Origin of the sequence: Centipeda infelix ATCC 43532, assembly GCF_000234095.1 — a bacterium.
GTDB classification, from domain to species: Bacteria; Bacillota; Negativicutes; order Selenomonadales; family Selenomonadaceae; genus Centipeda; species Centipeda infelix.
On record NZ_JH376800.1, the window covers coordinates 24,584 to 40,317 of the forward strand.

A 15,734-nucleotide genomic window follows, 5' to 3' on the forward strand; every position below is an offset into this window, starting at 1 on the left:
GAAATCCCGAACGGTGACGAATCACTGTTCGGGATTTTTGTGTTTTAGAGTGTTTCTAGTCCCTCAGAAGCATAAGCTCCTCGATGGGGAAGTTGAAATACAATGTATCACCGATGCCGGCTTCGTGTGCATGCCACGTTGCTTTGTCGATTTCCCAGCGGATGGGCATCGCTCCATCTGCAAAGCGCAGCATGACGATGTAGGTAAAGGTGCTCTCGATGACCTCGGCGATGCGTGCAGGGAGCGCATCCACATCGTTCTCTGTCGCAAGCACAAGATAGTGTGCGCGGACGGCGATGTGGCGCACGTCTGTCGTTGCGTTTGCGACGCGGAGCGTGATGCCCCAGTCGGTCGCCGTGACGTGCATTTCATCCACACGGTGAGCGGCAGAGATATTCTTGCAGCCCGTGAGTGTGGTCGCGGCACGCGTGCCGGGATTCCGAAAGAGTTCGTGCTTATCCGTCGGCGGCGTGAGCTGTCCGCGGTCGACAGTCGCGATCTCCTGCGCGATGCGGAATGCCTCGTCGCGGTCGTGGGTGACAAGGATTGCCGAGATGTCCTGCATGGTGAGGATCTCGCGCAGTGCCGTCTCGATCTGCCACTTGAGATGTGTGTCGAGAGCGGAGAGCGGCTCATCGAGGAGCAGCACATCCGCGCCGCGTGCGAGGATGCGTGCAAAGGCGACGCGCTGCTGCTGACCGCCTGAGAGCCCCGCAGGATAGGCGTGCTCCAGCCCTTCCAGAGAGAATCGTGCGACGTTCTCCTTGAAGATACGCTCCTTTTCCTCCTGTGAACCATCGAGCGCGAAGATGATGTTCTCGCGCACGGTCATGTTCGGAAAGAGGGCGTAGTTCTGAAAGAGGTAGCCGATGTTCCGCGCCTGTGGCGGGAGGTTGATGCGCTTTTCGCTGTCAAAGAGGATGCGCTCATTCAGGACAATCTGTCCGCGATCGGGACGCTCGAGCCCTGCGATGCACTTGAGCGTCATGCTCTTGCCGCTGCCCGACGCGCCGAGGAGGGCGAGGGTTGTGTCCGTGAGCGTAAAGTCCGCTGCAAGCGTGAAGTCACGCAGGCGTTTTTCGATGTTTACAATCAGCTCCATCAGCGCACCTCCCGTTTGAGGTACAGGTTCATCGCTCCGATAAAGAAGAGGGAGAACAGGGAGATGATGACTGCCCAGCGGAATGCGAGGTCGTAGTCGTTCGCCTGTACCGCCGCATAGATGGCGGTGGACATGGTTTGTGTACGTCCCGGGATATTGCCCGCGAACATGATGGTCGCGCCGAACTCGCCGAGCGCACGGGCAAACGAGAGGACGAGCCCCGCGAGGATGCCGTGCCGTGCATTCGGCAGAATGATCCGCCAAAAGATGCGCCAGTTGCTGACGCTGAGGGTCTGTGCCGCATGGATCATGTTTCGGTCAATCGCTTCGAACGCGCCGCGTGCTGTGCGGTACATGAGCGGGAGGCTCACGATGACCGCCGCAATGACCGCCGCACGCCAAGTAAAGACGAGCGGCAGGTCGATTGACAGGAGGAAGCTCCCGATGGAACTGCGCTTTCCGAGGAAGAGCAGGAGGAAGAATCCGACGACGGTAGGCGGCAAGACGAGCGGCAGGGTAATCACCGCGTCGGCGATCGTGCCCGCGAGTCGGCTGCGGATCTGCAGGACACCATAGGCGAGCGCGATGCCGACAAAGAAGGTGATGACCGTCGCAAGACCCGCGACCTCAAGTGAGATGATGAGCGGGGATATCGTTTCGTCCGTCATTATTTCACTTTGAAGCCGTATTTCTCAAAGACTTTCTTCGCAGTGTCGGTCTGGAGGAACGCGAGAAAATCCTTTGCTTCGTTCATATTCTTTGCATCCTTGAGGACTGCTGCCGGGTAGACGATGGGCTTATGTGTATCGGCGGGAGCGACGGCGGCGACCTTCACCTTATCCGAGATGGCGGCATCGGTCGCGTAGACAACGCCGCAGTCCGCATCACCCGTCTCGACCCATGCGAGCACCTGACGGACATCGGAGCCGTAGACGGCACGTGCCTTCACATCGTCGAGGATGCCGAGCTTCGTAAAGACTTCCTCGCTGTACTGTCCGACGGGCACGCCCTTCGGCTCACCGAGTGCGATGTGTGCGACCTGCGGGTCAAGCACTGCCTTGAAGTCGGGCAGGTTTAGCTTACTGTCCTTCGCCGTGATGAGAACCACGTCGTTGATGAGCAGATCGACGCGCGTGCCGTCTGCAAGCAGCTTCTTCTCGTCGAGCGCATTCATCTGCTTCTGCGCGGCAGAGACGAAGACATCGGTAGCTCCGCCGTTCTCAATCGCCTGTTGGAGTGCGCCGCTGCTGCCGAAGTTGAAGACGAGCTTCGTATTTCCGTGCTCCTTCTCATACATGCCGCCGAGTTCCTTCATCGCGTCCGTGAGGCTCGCTGCCGCAGAGACCTGCAGTTCGACCGGGCCTTCCTTCGGCGTGTCCATCTTGTTCGCGCTGTCGCCGCCGCCAACGCAGCCGGCGGTAAAGAGTGCCATGGCGGTGAGACCTGCCGTAAGTAAGTTCCTGAGTTTCATGATTGTATTCTCCTTTACAAAATAGAGTAGGCACGACCGTTTCCGGTCGTACCCCGTGACGGAATCCGTCAGGCAAGGTGTCGTAGGTTTCCCCTTAGACGATCCTTGCTCGGAGTTGGTTGAGGGAAATCCCTCCGTCAGCGCACGAATGTGCCGCTCTTGCCGCCGGACTTGCGCTCGAGACGGATGTCCGTGATTTCCATACGCTTGTCAATTGCCTTGCACATATCGTAGATGGTGAGGAGTGCAACACTCACAGCGTGCAGTGCCTCCATCTCGACACCCGTCTCGCCCGTGACCTTCACCGTCGCCGTCGCATGTACGGCACAGCGCGGAATCTCCTCGAGCTTGAAGTCCAGCGTGCATTTGGCAAGCGGAAGCGGATGGCAGAGCGGGATCGTGTCCGATGTGCGCTTTGCTGCCATGATGCCCGCGATGCGTGCGACGCCGAGCACATCGCCCTTTGCCGCCGTGCCGCCCGCGATGGCGGCGTATACATCATCGCTCACATAGATGCGCCCGCTCGCGATCGCCTCGCGGTGCGTCTTCTCCTTGCCGCTGACATCCACCATGACGGCTGCGCCGCCTTCATCGAAATGCGTCAGTCCCATATTCGGCATACATTTTCCTCCTTTCCAAGCTAATGTTTTAATCATAGCGTAACTTGCATTGAAAATCAATCGTTTGGACACAATCTTTGCGGAAATGAAAGCGGGACAAAGGGCGCAAAAAACCTTTCTCATTTACGAAAAATCATAGAGAAAATTTATTTTGTGTGGTATAATCAATAAGAAGAATATATAAATGAGAATGGTTTTTAGAAGGACTTTAATTCGTCGTGAAAGCTGTTTGAATTTGATCGTAAATGCGTATTATATGCGGAGTGTTTTTGAAAATACTGCCGATAAAGCGGGGAGGAGCCATGCGGGAGGTTCGCGTTCAAGACGCAGTGGGGATGATGCTCTGCCACGATATCACGGAGATCGTACGCGGTGAGCGCAAGGGAGCGCGATTCCGCAAGGGCGATGTGATCCGCGCGGAGGATGTCGAGGTGTTGCTGCGTATCGGCAAGGAGCATATCTACGTCTGGGAGGACGATGAGAATATGCTGCACGAGAACGATGCCGCAGCGATTCTGCGGGATCTCTGCCAAAGTGAGTATATGACGGCGAGTGAGCCGAAGGAAGGAAAGATCGAGCTGACCTCGACGGTGGCGGGCGTGTTCGAGGTGCGCGAGGATGCACTCAATGCGGTGAACGACATCACGGATGTGATGATTGCGACGATCGCACAGCATTTCCCCGTGAAGGCAGGGACGAAGCTCGCGGGGATGCGTGTGATCCCGCTCGTCATTGACAAGAGTATTATGGAAAAGGTGCGTGAGACGGCGGGCTCGAAGCCGCTGCTGCGCATTCTGCCGTATCGAACGATGAAGGTCGGCGTTGTGACGACGGGCTCCGAGGTCTTTCACGGGCGAATCAAGGATACCTTTACGCCTGTCATTGACAGCAAGCTGCGTGCGTTTGGACTGCGCGTGGATGAGCATCGGCTCTCAGATGATGGGACGGAGCACACGCGCGCGGCGATCGAGGAGCTGCTGGCTCTCGGTATGGATATGGTGCTCTGCACGGGCGGCATGAGCGTCGACCCCGATGACCGCACGCCAGCCGCGATTCGTGCGACGGGGGCACGGGTTGTGACCTACGGCGCGCCTGTGCTGCCGGGGGCGATGTTCCTGCTCGCGTACTACGAGAAAGACGGGCGGCAGGTGCCGATCATGGGGCTGCCGGGCTGTGTCATGTACTCGCCTGCGACAATCTTTGACATCATTATGCCGCGCGTGATTGCAGGAAGTGAGTGGACACGGCGCGAGATTACGCGCCTCGGCATCGGCGGGCTCTGCATGGAGTGCAAGGTGTGCCACTATCCCGTCTGTCCGTTCGGGAAATAAAATGTGACATTTGACACAGACACAGACAATAAATATTTTGTATAAAGGAACTGCCGAATTTATCAGTGTGCTCTAACAGATATACATATGAAATTGTAGGAGGGGAACCATGCAGGACATCGAATTCGAACAGGCGGTAGAGGTGCTGCTTGCACATACCGTGCCGGTTGCGGAAACAGAGCGCGTTCCCCTGCTGGATGCCGTGGGACGCGTTGCGTCAGAGGATGTGTGCGCGGGCTTTGACAATCCGCCGTTCGACCGCTCGCCGCTCGACGGCTATACATTTGCGGCGGCGAGTACGGCAAATGCCTCGGCGGAGCATCCCGTCACGCTGCGCGTGATTGGCGAGGAGTGCGCGGGCGATTTCTTCGCGGGCACGGTCGGCGCGGGCGAGTGCGTCCGCATCATGACGGGCGGCGCGATTCCGAAGGGCTGCGACTGTGTGGTGCGGCAGGAGGATGTGCAGGAGGACGGGGAGCGGATTCACGTTCCGTTCACGTCCGAACCGTACGAGAACTACTGCTATGCGGGCGAGGATATCAAGAAGGATACGGTACTCATCCGCCGCGGGCAGCGCATCAGGGCAGCGCATCTGGCGGTACTTGCAAGCGAGGGTTATGGTGATGTTCTTGTCCGTCGGCGGGTACGCGTCGCGGTCGCGAGTACGGGCGATGAGCTGCTTCAGCCGGGAGAGCCTCTCCGCCCCGGGAAGATCTACAACAGCAATCTCTATCTCCTCGCAGGGCGACTGAAGGAGCTCGGTGCGGAGGTGACGGTTGTCGGCTCTGTGCCCGATGATGTGGAGCGGGCAGCAGCGGTGATTGCTTCCTATGCGGACAAAGTGGATCTCTTTCTGACCTCGGGCGGTGTGTCCGTTGGCAAGAAGGACATTATGCACGGTGTTGTGCCTGCGCTCGGTGCGGAGCGTCTCTTCTGGCGCGTCTGCATGAAGCCGGGGGCGCCGGCGATTGCCTATACGCGCGGGAAGATGCTCGGCATCGCGCTCTCGGGAAATCCGTTCGCGGCGTACGCGACGTTCGAGCTGATGGCGCGTGCGGCACTCACTCATCTCGCGGGCGAGACGACGGTTACGCTTCCGCGTCGGCGTGCGGTGCTCGCGGATGCGTTCCCAAAGGAGTGCCTCGGGCGGCGTTTCCTACGCGCACGCATGGAGGCGGATGGGCGTGTTTCGCTGCCCGATCAGCATGAGTCCGGATCGCTCTTTTCGGCGGCGGGCTGCGATGCGTTCGTGGATGTGCCGGCGGGGACAAAACCGCTGGCGGCAGGGACAGAGGTAGAGGTTGTGATTCTCTGATGACTTCCCACGCGAACGCTTAGTTACGCAAACGGTCGCGTGCTCGTCCGCCTAAATACCTGCGGACTTCTTAAGGAATCGCTGATAAAATGAAGTCTGCCAGATTGGCGTAGATTTTTCGTCCGAACAAGGAGGCAAACCGGACGCATAGCAAGGGCTATGTGGAGGATTTGCCGACACAGTGCGGGCAAAAAAGATGCGTCAAGATGGTAGTGCTGAATTTATCAGTGCTTCCTTAAACGCGCTTCGCTTGAACGAAAGAAATCCGCAGGGGGCGGGTCGCACGCTTTCCTCCGTTTGCTCCACTAGGGTTCGCTTAGGGAAATCATCACACCCTCGTCACATAGTTGGATAGAGGATTATAGATAGAAGAAGGCTATTATGCAGGATCAGTTTCAGCGGAAAATTGAATATCTGCGCATTTCGGTGACGGACTGCTGCAATCTGCGGTGCCGCTACTGTATGCCCGCGCACGGCGTGAAAAAGCTGCGCCACGCGGATATCCTTTCCTATGAGGAGATTCTGCGCGATGTGCGTGCGCTCGCACAGATGGGGATCCGCAAGGTGCGTCTGACGGGCGGTGAGCCGCTTGTGCGCCGCGATATCGTACATCTCGTACGCGGGCTGAAGGAAACACCCGGCATTGAGACGGTTGCGATTACAACGAATGGTGTCCTGCTCAGCACGATGATGGATGAGCTCCTGGACGCGGGGCTTGACGCAGTGAACCTCAGCCTCGACACGCTAGACGGCGGTAAATTTTTCTCCATCACGCGGCGGCCAATGTTCGGTGCAGTGATGGAGGCTCTGGAACGTCTGACGCGGGAGCCGCGCATTGAGGTCAAGATGAACTGCGTGCCGATTGCGGGGATAAACGACGATGAGATCACGGAACTCGCGGCGATTGCACGCGACTATCCGATTAAGATGCGCTACATCGAGCTCATGCCGATCGGCTGTGCCCGCACGGAAGGCTATCGCGGTGTGCCGATGGACGCGGTGCGGGCGCGGCTGCGGGACGCGTTCGGAGCACTGCTTCCCGTGGGGGAGGCGGCGCATGAGGGGGCTGTTCCAACAGGACCCGCCGCTTATGTAAAACCTGCGGGATTTGCGGGTGCACTCGGCTTTATCGACGCAATGGAGCACAAATTCTGTGCGACATGCAACCGTGTGCGTTTGACGGCAGAGGGCTTTTTGAAACTCTGTCTCTACAGCAATGCTGGACTGGATACGCGTGCACTCCTGCGCGGTGGGGCGACGGATGCGCAGCTGGCAGACGCAATCGCACATGCGATCTGGAAAAAGCCCGAGGAACACTATTTCGAGATGGACACAGAGACGCGTGACCGACGCGCCATGTATCAGGTGGGAGGTTAATATGGGAGAGATTCGAGCGCTCTGTATCAGTGAGAAGCGTGGGACGCAGAAGCACGCGTTGGATCGCGTCTTCTTCATGACGGAGTTCGGCATTGACGGCGATGCCCATGCGGGTGACTGGCACCGTCAGGTAAGCCTCCTCGGTCTTGGCGAGATCGACGATTTCCGTGCACGCGGCGCGGATGTGGACTTTGGTGCATTTGGAGAGAATGTGGTTGCCGAGGGATTCCGCTTCAAGGAGCTGCCCGTCGGCACACGTCTGCGTGTCGGGGATGTATTTCTCGAGATCACGCAGATCGGCAAGGAGTGCCACAGCCACTGCCAGATCTACCATCAGGTCGGCGACTGCATCATGCCGCGCGAGGGCGTCTTTGCACGCGTGCTCCACGGCGGTTGGGTGACGGTTGGTGACAAAATGGAGATCACGACGGAGAAGATCCCTCTGGATGCCGCCGTCATTACGGCGAGCGACAAGGGTGCACGCGGTGAACGTGAGGATGCGAGCGGTGCAGCGATTCGGGAGATGCTGACGGAGGCGGGGTACCATGTCGCGGGCTTCAACATCGTCCCCGATGAGAAGGAGGAGCTGAAGCGCGAAATGGAGCTCTGGGCACAGCGCGGCGTGGGGCTTGTCCTAACGACGGGCGGCACGGGCTTCTCCGTGCGGGATGTGACACCCGAGGCGACGCGTGAGGTCATCGAGCGCGAGACCCCGGGCATCCCCGAGGCGATGCGTTCCCTTTCCATGCAGGTGACCCCGCGTGCCATGCTCACGCGGGCGGCGGCGGGCATCAAAAAGCGCACGCTGATCGTCAATCTGCCAGGCAGTGAGAAGGCTGTGCGCGAGTGCCTTGGTTTTATCCTGCCGCAGCTGCAGCATGGCATCGAGATCCTGCGCGGCGACACGGGCGAGTGCGCACGATGAAATTCTCCGATCTGACACTCATCGTGGCGGCGGGCGGCAAGAGTACGCGCATGGGACAGGACAAGCGCTTTCTGCCGCTGGATGGTGAATCGCTGCTTGCGCGCACACTCCGCAAGGGACGTGCGGCAGGGTTCCGCAGCATTGTCCTCGCAGCAGAGGAGGCGCGGGAAGAGCTCACGATACTTGCCGCAGAGTTCGGAGCGATTCTCGTTACGGATGAAATCCCTGCGCAGGGGCCTGCGGCGGCGATTGCAGCAGGTTTGTCGGCAGCGAAGACGGAGTGGTCACTCGTCCTTTCGGCAGATATGCCCTTTTACGATATCGAGCTGGTACGGGCACTCCTGCCGCACGCAGAGGGCGATACGCAGGTAGTACTGCCGACCCTCAGCGATTACTGGCAGCCGCTTGCGGCACTCTACCGACGGGATGCGGGTGCGGCGTTTGCGGCAGCAATTGCACGCGGTGACCGCAAGCTTGGCATCATCCTCAGGGAACTCGTCGTGCGTGAAGTTCCGCTTACGGTGGATGCGGGGCTGTTGTTTAACGTGAACACGCCCGCCGCCTATCGGCTGGCACAGGGGCGGCTCGCGAACGAGCAGCGGATGAAGCCCGTCCTCTCAGTCGCCGCACCTGCTTCGGGCACGGGCAAGACGACATTTATTGAAAAGATTATTCCGCTCCTCGCGGAGCGCGGCGTGCGTACGGCAGTCATCAAGAGCGACAGCCACGGCTTTGACCTCGATACGGAGGGGAAGGACACGGCGCGCTTTGCCAAGGTGGGCGCGGAGGCGGTCGTAGTTAGTTCACCAGCAGGATATTTTATTCAACAAAAAACGAGTTGTCGGAAGGATTTTCAGAATCTTATCGCGAAGTTAGATACCCATAGTGTAGAGCTATATATCACGGAAAGCCGCTCGCGCGGCACGTTGCCGACGCTCATGCTGGATCGTGGCATGGGGACACCGGAGTTGGATGAGCGCGTTGTCGCATACTTTACAAAAGGACGTACCGTAGAAACGGATCTTTTGACCTTTGACCTCGATGATATGGATACCGCCGTGCGCCTTGCGCTCTTCCTGATGGGGCGGCCGCTCTACGGCGCGGACGGCGAGATGTTTTTGACGATGTAAGAATGGAAAGAACTGGGAATGGAAATGGAAATTCAGCGCAGTGACTTTATCGACGTTCCCGTAATACGCTATGTGTCGGAGGAGAAAGCATTCGTCCCCGATCATAAATATACCTCTGAGGAGGTCTACTTCGACATCGACCTCAACGGGGAGAACTTTACCACGGCGTTCTGCTCGCCCGTCGACTTCGAGGATCTTGTCATCGGGATGCTCGCCCAGATGGGGCGCATCCGCGCGTATAATGACATCACGGAGCTGACGGTGGATGCAGAGCACCTCCGCGCCTCGGTTAAAACAACGGAGGATGCGCAGCGTTGGGCGGAGGAAGCCGTCGAGAATCCCCGCTACTTCTCAGCGCGCAAAATCTTGAAACTGCGCCCCGAGGAGATCTTTGAACGCCCGCGCGACGTGCGCTTCCATGCGTCGGATATTCTCGCGACGGCAGATGAGCTGCTCGCGCACCTATCGAAGACGCATGACACGACGAACGGCGTACACAGCGGGGTCATTTACGATCAGGAGAATAAGAAAATCCTCGTCTTCCGTGAGGATGTCGGCCGCCATAACGTCTTTGACAAGCTCTATGGCTGGGCGCTCAAGAACCACGTGGAGATCACTGATAAAATCATCGTCTTCAGCGGACGCTGTTCCTCGGAGATGATGCTGAAGCTCGGGCGCATGGGCATCGGGGCGGTTGCGGCGAAGTCCGTACCGACCACGCTCTCGCTCGATGTCGCACGCAAGCTCGGCATTACGCTGTGCGCACGTATGGCGCCCGGTTCATTCTGTGTATACGCGAACCCTGAGCGCATTGTACTTTAGGTGAAAACAGGGGATTTCCCCGTTTTTCATAGATATGTTAATTAAGGTTTAGGAGAGCCTGTCGGCGGGTTTCCGCCGATATGAAAGGAGAATCACGATGAACCTTAGCAGACGTGACTTTTTGAAAGCCACCGGGCTAAGCGGCGTCGGGCTGGCACTTGCCAGTCTCGGTCTGGACGTCGGCAAAGTCGAGGCGGCTGCGAAAGAGTACAAGCTGACGGGCGGTCGCGAATTTACCTCCGTCTGCCACTTCTGCGGCTGCGGCTGCGGAACGATCGGCTATGTCAAGGACGGCAAGCTGATCAACCTTGAAGGTGCGGCGGATGCCCCCGTCAATCGCGGCGGCCTCTGCCCGAAGGGGATTGGCTACGGGCACATTCCGAATGCGGAACTTCGCCCGAAATGTCCGATGTACCGTGCGCCCGGCAGTGATCACTGGGAGGAGATCAGCTGGGAGGAGGCAATCGACCGCGCAGCACGTGCCATGAAGAAGGCGCGCGATGAGAACTGGGTCGGTCAGGATGAGGCGAACGGCTACAAGTTCATGAGCAACCGTACGGATGCCATCGGCTTTGTCGGCGGCTCGCAGGTCAATAACGAGGAGTGCTACCAGCTGATCAAGATGGCGCGTGCACTCGGTGTTGTCTTCATTGACAACCAGACGCGTGTCTGCCATGCGACGACACCGCCGGCACTCAATGCGGCGTTCGGGCGCGGCGCAATGACAGGCTCGTGGTACAACCTCAAGCACGCGAAGATGATCTGGATCGAAGGCTCGAACATGGCGGAGTGTCATCCGATGGCGATGAAGAACGTCATGGAGGCAAAGGACAACGGTGCCATCATCGTTCATGTCGACGTGCGCTATACCCGTACCTCGCGCGTAGCGGATCACTTCTTCCAGCTTCGTCCCGGCACAGACATCGCATTCCTCGGAGCACTTATCAACTATATCATTCAGAACAAAAAATACGATGCCGACTATCTGCGCCGCAATACGAACGCCTTCTGCCTCCTGCGCGACGACTTTGACTTTGATGCGGGCATCTTCTCCGGCTATAACGAGAAGACGCGCACCTACAACAAGGAGTCGTGGGGCTACAAGCTCGACGCGAACGGCAAGCCGGTGAAAGCCCCTACGATGGCGACAAAGGGCACGGTCATGGATCACCTCGCGAAGCACTTCTCGCGCTACACGTTCGAGAAGGCATCGGCGATTACGGGGATGCCCGTGGCGGACATCAAGAAGGCTGCAGAGCTCTTCTCGACGATCACGCCGACCGTCATGATGTACGCGCTCGGTATGACGCAGCACACGATCGGCGTGGAGAACATCCGCTGCTTTACGATCATCCAGCTGCTCATGGGCAACATCGGTGTCTCGGGCGGCGGCATTGACGCAATGCGCGGACAGCCGAACGTGCAGTCCTCGACGGACTACGGCATCATGTTCCAGTATTATCCTGCATACCTCTCCTATCCGACGCATGTGGATGATACACTTGCGAAGTGGACGCATCACAACGGTACGTTCCGCGCAAAGTTCCTGAAGAACCTGCTCAAGGCATGGTTCGGTGACGCCGCAAACGCTTCAAACGATTACATGTTCAATGCACTGCCGATCCGCAACGGCACGCACAACGACTCCATGTATATCATGTTTGAAAAGGCGATGGCGGGCATTGTCAAGTGTATCTACGTCTGCGGACAGAACCCACAGATGACGAACGCGAACCTCACGATCGTCAACAAGGGGCTCAAAAACCTTGATACGCTCATCGTGCAGGATGTCTTCGTCAACGAGACGGCGGCGTTCTGGGAGCGCCCCGGCGATAATCCGGCGGACATCAAGACCGAGGTCATCTTCCTGCCGGCGGGGTCCTACCTCGAGCGCTGCGGCTCGATGACGAACTCCATGCGTATGCTTCAGTGGCGCATGAAGGGCCCGGATCCGACGAACGACTCGCGCCCCGACTATTGGATCTGCGACAAGCTCTGGAAGCGCATCGTCTCGCTTTACAAGGACTCCACGGATCCGAAGGACAACACGATCAAGCTTCTCACATGGAACTACGGCGATCCCGAGGCAAACGGAGAGGCATACGTCGAGAACATCATGAAGGAGTGCAACGGCTACGATTTGAAGGACGGGCATCTCCTGCGCGGCATCCGCGAGATCCGCGACGATGGCACGACGATGGCAGGTATGTGGATCTTTACGGGCGTGTTCGGTGACGGTGTCAATATGACAAAGCGGCGTGGTCAGGAGGATCGCGGCGGCATGGGCATCTACCCGAACTACGCATGGGTCTGGCCCGACAACATCCATATGCTTTACAATCGTGCCTCCTGCGACGAGAACGGCAAGCCCGTACGCCCCGGACAGAAGATCGTTTGGTGGGATGAGGAGAAGGGCATGTGGGACGGCTACGACGTTCCCGACGTTGCCGATCGCACGCAGGGGCCAAATACCCCCGGCGGGCAGAAGCCGTTCCGCATGAACGCCGAGGGCTTTGCACGCCTGTTTGCCGCAGAGCACAGCGATGTGGAGAACGGTGAGACGCGCGATCATTCCTATGTACCCGTGGATGGTCCCATGCCCGAGTTCTACGAGCCGGTCGAAAGCCCGACGAAGAACGTGATGAACGAGGGACAGAAGACCGAGTTCAACCCCTGCGTCATCTACCCGCGTATTCCGGAACTGCAGAAGATCGGAACGCCGGACGAATACCCGTATGTCCTCTGCTCCTCAAGTCTGACGGAGCACTGGTGCTCGGGAACGATCACGCGCAACATCCCGTACCTCAACGAGCTGGTCAAGGAGCCGTTCGTCGAGATCTCAGAGCAGCTTGCCGCAAAGCTCGGCATTCGCGGCGGCGACCGCGTCCGCGTCAGCACGACGCGCTCAGCAATCGAGGTCAAGGCGATGGTTACGAAGCGCGCACAGCCGCTTATGGTCAACGGAAAAGAGACCCATATGATCTGGATGCCCTACAACTGGGGTTTCAAGGGACTCTCGAAGGGACCCTCGACAAACTACCTCACCATCGACGCGCTCGATCCGAACGTGCAGGAGCAGGAGTTCAAGGCCTGCCTTGCCAACGTCGAACGGTTGTAACTCCCCCTGTGGCATGAACCGCATGGGGCATGACCGCACAGAATATGAACAGGAATAACGTCTGAACAGGCGGGGAGAACCCTTTTATGAAAGCCAAGAAAACAGATCCGATGAAGAGCTTCCTCAAGAAGTACCCATTTCTGAAGGAAAGCGAGCGGATCTATCATTTCATCGATGAGGCGATTGGCACGCCGGAGACCATCCAGCTGCCCGAACGCGCCGTCCGAAAGACGATGACGGAGAAGCTGCCCATCCTGCAGCAGGAGACCTATCGCCGCCGCATGGTGCGTGCGGTCTATCTCCTGCAGGAGAAGGTGTTCGCCAACATCGCGGAGGCGGATGTTCCGCCGCTCATGCAGGAATCGGCACGCGCATATCTTGCCGCACTGAAATCCATGCGCAAGGGTGAGAAGGAACAGCTCATCACGGAAGTCCTCACGCAGGACAAGGCCGCATTTGCCGCAACCTGCGAGGCACGTGCGCTGAACGAAGGCTTTGTCCGCAGTACAATCTGGCGTATCATCGCACATCTCACGCCGCCCGCGCTCAAAGAGCCGGAGACGTGGGCGCCTGACGCAGACCGTCCGGAGTTCCGCGAGAACTTCTGCCCTGTCTGCGGGCGGCGGCCAGTGGTCGCGGATCTTCGCAAACACCGCGAGGGACGGATCCGTCATCTTGTGTGCGGCGGCTGCGGTACGCGCTGGATCTATGCGCGTGTCGGCTGCGTCTACTGCGGAAATACGAATCTGGAGAAGATGCACACCCTTGAGCCGGAACATGACAGTGCAATGCGGCTGGATATCTGCGATGCCTGCGACAGCTACATCAAGACCTACCGCGGCCCTGTAGACGGCAGCCCCGAGGATGCGATCTATCGACAGGACTGGGCAAGTGTTCATCTTGATCTCCTCGCCGAGGAGAAGGGGCTTCATAAAAAGGGAAACCCGATACTTGAATAAACGGCTATTAAGATAAGGAGAGGAGTAAGCGTCATGACACAGGAAATCGCAATGCTGCATGATATGTCGCGCTGCACTGCCTGTCGCGGCTGTATGGTGGCTTGCAAACAGTGGCACGACCTGCCGCCCGATATGGATACCCCGTTTGAAGGGCAGTACCAGTCGCATAAGGATCTCAGCTCACGCGTCTATACGCTCATCCAGATGAAGGAGCGCGTTGATGACAAGGGGAAGTTTCACTGGGACTTCTTCAAGAAGAACTGCTTCCACTGCGGCGATCCCGCCTGCGCAAAGGGCTGCCCCGAGAATGCCATCGATCGCAACCCGAACGGCACTGTCGTCATCAATGAGGAAAAGTGCGTCGGTTGTCACTACTGCGAGCACAACTGCCCGTGGCATATCCCCAAGATTGACGAGATCCGTCACAAGTCTACCAAATGTGATCTCTGCTACGACCGCATCGCGCACGGCTACGAGACGACGGGGGAGATTCTGAAGCCCTCGTGCGCCAAGACCTGCACGGCACATGCGCTCGAGTTCGGCACCATTGAGGAGATGAAGCAGCTCGCAGCAGAGCGCCTCGCGATGATCCAGCCGAACCATCCGAACGCGAATATCTACTGCCCCGAAGGGGTCGGCGGTACGCACATGATCTACGTCCTGCCCGACAAGCCCGAGGTGTTCGGCCTCCCGGCGAACCCCGTGACCCCGCTTTCGATTGACCTCTGGAAGGCAGGCCGTACCTTTACGAAACTCGCCATCGGCGGTGCTGCCGCCGGCATCGTCGGCGCCATGGTGCTTAGCAAGATGGTTAAATCACGCGCTAAGGAAGCCGCGAAGGAACAGGAGAAGGGGTGAGCACAATGCTGATCAACAAGAAATTTGTTCCGCGCCATCAGAAGACATTTGCCCTCTGTCACTGGGTGAACGCATTCGCGTTCTTCATGCTCTTCCTCACGGCGCTGCCGCTGTATGCGGACACCTTCCGCTTTATGTACGACATCTTCGGCGATAAGACGCTCATGTATGCACATCGCGTGTTCGGTGTCATCTTTATCGCGACACCGATCATCGGCTTTTTCATCGCACGTGAGGGCTATCTGACGATGATCAAGGAAGTCTTCCGCTTCGGCGCAAAGGATATGGAGTTCATGCAGAAGTTCCCGATCGAGCTGATGGGCAAAGATCCCCATATGCCGCCGCAGGGCTTCTACAACGGCGGCGAGAAGATGAACATCGCGCTTCAGCTCGCTCTTGCCCTTGTCATCGCCATCTCGGGCGTGATTCTCTGGATGGGCGACAGCATCCTGCCCGCGACCATCACGGCACTTGCCATCCCCGTGCACAGCATTGCGGCTGTGGTCTGCTTTGCTGCGGCACTCGGACACATCTATCTTGCGGCGGGTGTCAATCCGGACTCCCTGCACGGCATGAAGGACGGTACGATCAAGGCTTCCTACGCGGCGCATCACCACGGCGCATGGGTGAACGAACTCATCGCACAGGGCGTTGTCACGCGTGAGGAGATCGAACAGGCAGAGAAGGAAGATCATCACTGATTTCG

Annotated in this window: 15 protein-coding genes and 1 riboswitch; of the genes, 11 read left to right on the forward strand and 4 right to left on the reverse strand. The window is 58.3% G+C overall.

What is annotated here, in order from left to right; genetic code table 11:
- Nucleotides 1-55: 55 nt before the first annotated feature.
- The 4 genes from HMPREF9334_RS08980 to moaC all read right to left on the reverse strand — a co-directional run bounded on the left by HMPREF9334_RS08980 (nucleotide 56) and on the right by moaC (nucleotide 3,193).
- Nucleotides 56-1,102: a sulfate/molybdate ABC transporter ATP-binding protein gene (locus HMPREF9334_RS08980; RefSeq protein ID WP_006693153.1), complete on the reverse strand. Its 1,047-nt coding sequence runs from the start codon at nucleotides 1,100-1,102 to the stop codon at nucleotides 56-58.
- Nucleotides 1,102-1,770, reverse strand: a complete 669-nt coding sequence (modB, locus tag HMPREF9334_RS08985; protein WP_006693154.1) for a molybdate ABC transporter permease subunit — start codon at nucleotides 1,768-1,770, stop codon at nucleotides 1,102-1,104. Before modB ends, HMPREF9334_RS08980 begins: the two co-directional genes overlap by 1 nt.
- Complete coding sequence (gene modA, locus HMPREF9334_RS08990) at nucleotides 1,770-2,573, reverse strand: molybdate ABC transporter substrate-binding protein (RefSeq protein ID WP_006693155.1); 804 nt, start codon at nucleotides 2,571-2,573, stop codon at nucleotides 1,770-1,772. The genes modB and modA overlap by 1 nt, the downstream gene beginning before the upstream one ends.
- A riboswitch (molybdenum cofactor riboswitch) is annotated at nucleotides 2,567-2,700 on the reverse strand. Its footprint overlaps the gene before it by 7 nt.
- Nucleotides 2,701-2,710: 10 nt before the next feature.
- Nucleotides 2,711-3,193, reverse strand: coding sequence for a cyclic pyranopterin monophosphate synthase MoaC (gene moaC, locus HMPREF9334_RS08995; RefSeq protein WP_006693156.1), 483 nt, complete (start codon nucleotides 3,191-3,193; stop codon nucleotides 2,711-2,713).
- Nucleotides 3,194-3,495: 302 nt separating this feature from the next.
- Here moaC and HMPREF9334_RS09000 point away from each other — a divergent pair, with 302 nt between their 5' ends.
- The 11 genes from HMPREF9334_RS09000 to HMPREF9334_RS09045 all read left to right on the forward strand — a co-directional run bounded on the left by HMPREF9334_RS09000 (nucleotide 3,496) and on the right by HMPREF9334_RS09045 (nucleotide 15,729).
- Nucleotides 3,496-4,524, forward strand: coding sequence for a molybdopterin-binding protein (locus HMPREF9334_RS09000; RefSeq protein ID WP_006693157.1), 1,029 nt, complete (start codon nucleotides 3,496-3,498; stop codon nucleotides 4,522-4,524).
- A gap of 109 nt (nucleotides 4,525-4,633) precedes the next feature.
- A complete protein-coding gene (locus HMPREF9334_RS09005; RefSeq protein ID WP_006693158.1) occupies nucleotides 4,634-5,839 on the forward strand; it encodes a molybdopterin molybdotransferase MoeA in 1,206 nt (401 codons plus the stop codon).
- 113 nt (nucleotides 5,840-5,952) lie between these two features.
- Complete coding sequence (locus HMPREF9334_RS12655; protein WP_071586098.1) at nucleotides 5,953-6,078, forward strand: secretion protein HlyD; 126 nt, start codon at nucleotides 5,953-5,955, stop codon at nucleotides 6,076-6,078.
- A gap of 142 nt (nucleotides 6,079-6,220) precedes the next feature.
- Nucleotides 6,221-7,216 (forward strand): GTP 3',8-cyclase MoaA, encoded by a 996-nt coding sequence (gene moaA / locus HMPREF9334_RS09010; protein ID WP_006693159.1) that lies wholly within the window; start codon nucleotides 6,221-6,223, stop codon nucleotides 7,214-7,216.
- Between the two features lies 1 nt (nucleotide 7,217).
- Complete coding sequence (locus HMPREF9334_RS09015) at nucleotides 7,218-8,141, forward strand: MOSC domain-containing protein (protein ID WP_006693160.1); 924 nt, start codon at nucleotides 7,218-7,220, stop codon at nucleotides 8,139-8,141.
- On the forward strand, nucleotides 8,138-9,271 hold the full coding sequence (gene mobB, locus HMPREF9334_RS09020; RefSeq protein ID WP_006693161.1) for a molybdopterin-guanine dinucleotide biosynthesis protein B: 1,134 nt from the start codon (nucleotides 8,138-8,140) through the stop codon (nucleotides 9,269-9,271). Before HMPREF9334_RS09015 ends, mobB begins: the two co-directional genes overlap by 4 nt.
- A 24-nt stretch (nucleotides 9,272-9,295) precedes the next feature.
- Nucleotides 9,296-10,093 carry a formate dehydrogenase accessory sulfurtransferase FdhD gene (fdhD, locus tag HMPREF9334_RS09025; RefSeq protein ID WP_039957555.1) on the forward strand — a complete coding sequence of 266 codons (798 nt, stop codon included), beginning with the start codon at nucleotides 9,296-9,298 and terminating at the stop codon, nucleotides 10,091-10,093.
- A gap of 97 nt (nucleotides 10,094-10,190) precedes the next feature.
- Complete coding sequence (fdnG, locus tag HMPREF9334_RS09030) at nucleotides 10,191-13,211, forward strand: formate dehydrogenase-N subunit alpha (protein ID WP_006693163.1); 3,021 nt, start codon at nucleotides 10,191-10,193, stop codon at nucleotides 13,209-13,211.
- Nucleotides 13,212-13,297: 86 nt separating this feature from the next.
- Nucleotides 13,298-14,170, forward strand: a complete 873-nt coding sequence (locus tag HMPREF9334_RS09035) for a formate dehydrogenase accessory protein FdhE (RefSeq protein ID WP_006693164.1) — start codon at nucleotides 13,298-13,300, stop codon at nucleotides 14,168-14,170.
- 33 nt (nucleotides 14,171-14,203) lie between these two features.
- Entirely contained in the window at nucleotides 14,204-15,028 is an 825-nt protein-coding gene (locus HMPREF9334_RS09040) for a 4Fe-4S dicluster domain-containing protein (RefSeq protein ID WP_006693165.1), read from the forward strand.
- A 5-nt stretch (nucleotides 15,029-15,033) separates the two neighbouring features.
- Complete coding sequence (locus HMPREF9334_RS09045) at nucleotides 15,034-15,729, forward strand: formate dehydrogenase subunit gamma (protein WP_006693166.1); 696 nt, start codon at nucleotides 15,034-15,036, stop codon at nucleotides 15,727-15,729.
- Nucleotides 15,730-15,734: the final 5 nt, after the last annotated feature.

Bases quoted from the DNA above. Each gene is read 5' to 3' on its own strand.
- fdhD (WP_039957555.1), top strand. From the start codon at position 9,296: ATGGAAATTCAGCGCAGTGACTTTATCGACGTTCCCGTAATACGCTAT.
- fdnG (WP_006693163.1), top strand. From the start codon at position 10,191: ATGAACCTTAGCAGACGTGACTTTTTGAAAGCCACCGGGCTAAGCGGC.
- HMPREF9334_RS09035 (WP_006693164.1), top strand. From the start codon at position 13,298: ATGAAAGCCAAGAAAACAGATCCGATGAAGAGCTTCCTCAAGAAGTAC.
- moaC (WP_006693156.1), bottom strand. From the start codon at position 3,193: ATGCCGAATATGGGACTGACGCATTTCGATGAAGGCGGCGCAGCCGTC.
- HMPREF9334_RS09015 (WP_006693160.1), top strand. From the start codon at position 7,218: ATGGGAGAGATTCGAGCGCTCTGTATCAGTGAGAAGCGTGGGACGCAG.
- HMPREF9334_RS09040 (WP_006693165.1), top strand. From the start codon at position 14,204: ATGACACAGGAAATCGCAATGCTGCATGATATGTCGCGCTGCACTGCC.
- modB (WP_006693154.1), bottom strand. From the start codon at position 1,770: ATGACGGACGAAACGATATCCCCGCTCATCATCTCACTTGAGGTCGCG.
- HMPREF9334_RS09045 (WP_006693166.1), top strand. From the start codon at position 15,034: ATGCTGATCAACAAGAAATTTGTTCCGCGCCATCAGAAGACATTTGCC.
- moaA (WP_006693159.1), top strand. From the start codon at position 6,221: ATGCAGGATCAGTTTCAGCGGAAAATTGAATATCTGCGCATTTCGGTG.
- modA (WP_006693155.1), bottom strand. From the start codon at position 2,573: ATGAAACTCAGGAACTTACTTACGGCAGGTCTCACCGCCATGGCACTC.
- HMPREF9334_RS08980 (WP_006693153.1), bottom strand. From the start codon at position 1,102: ATGGAGCTGATTGTAAACATCGAAAAACGCCTGCGTGACTTCACGCTT.
- mobB (WP_006693161.1), top strand. From the start codon at position 8,138: ATGAAATTCTCCGATCTGACACTCATCGTGGCGGCGGGCGGCAAGAGT.
- HMPREF9334_RS09005 (WP_006693158.1), top strand. From the start codon at position 4,634: ATGCAGGACATCGAATTCGAACAGGCGGTAGAGGTGCTGCTTGCACAT.
- HMPREF9334_RS09000 (WP_006693157.1), top strand. From the start codon at position 3,496: ATGCGGGAGGTTCGCGTTCAAGACGCAGTGGGGATGATGCTCTGCCAC.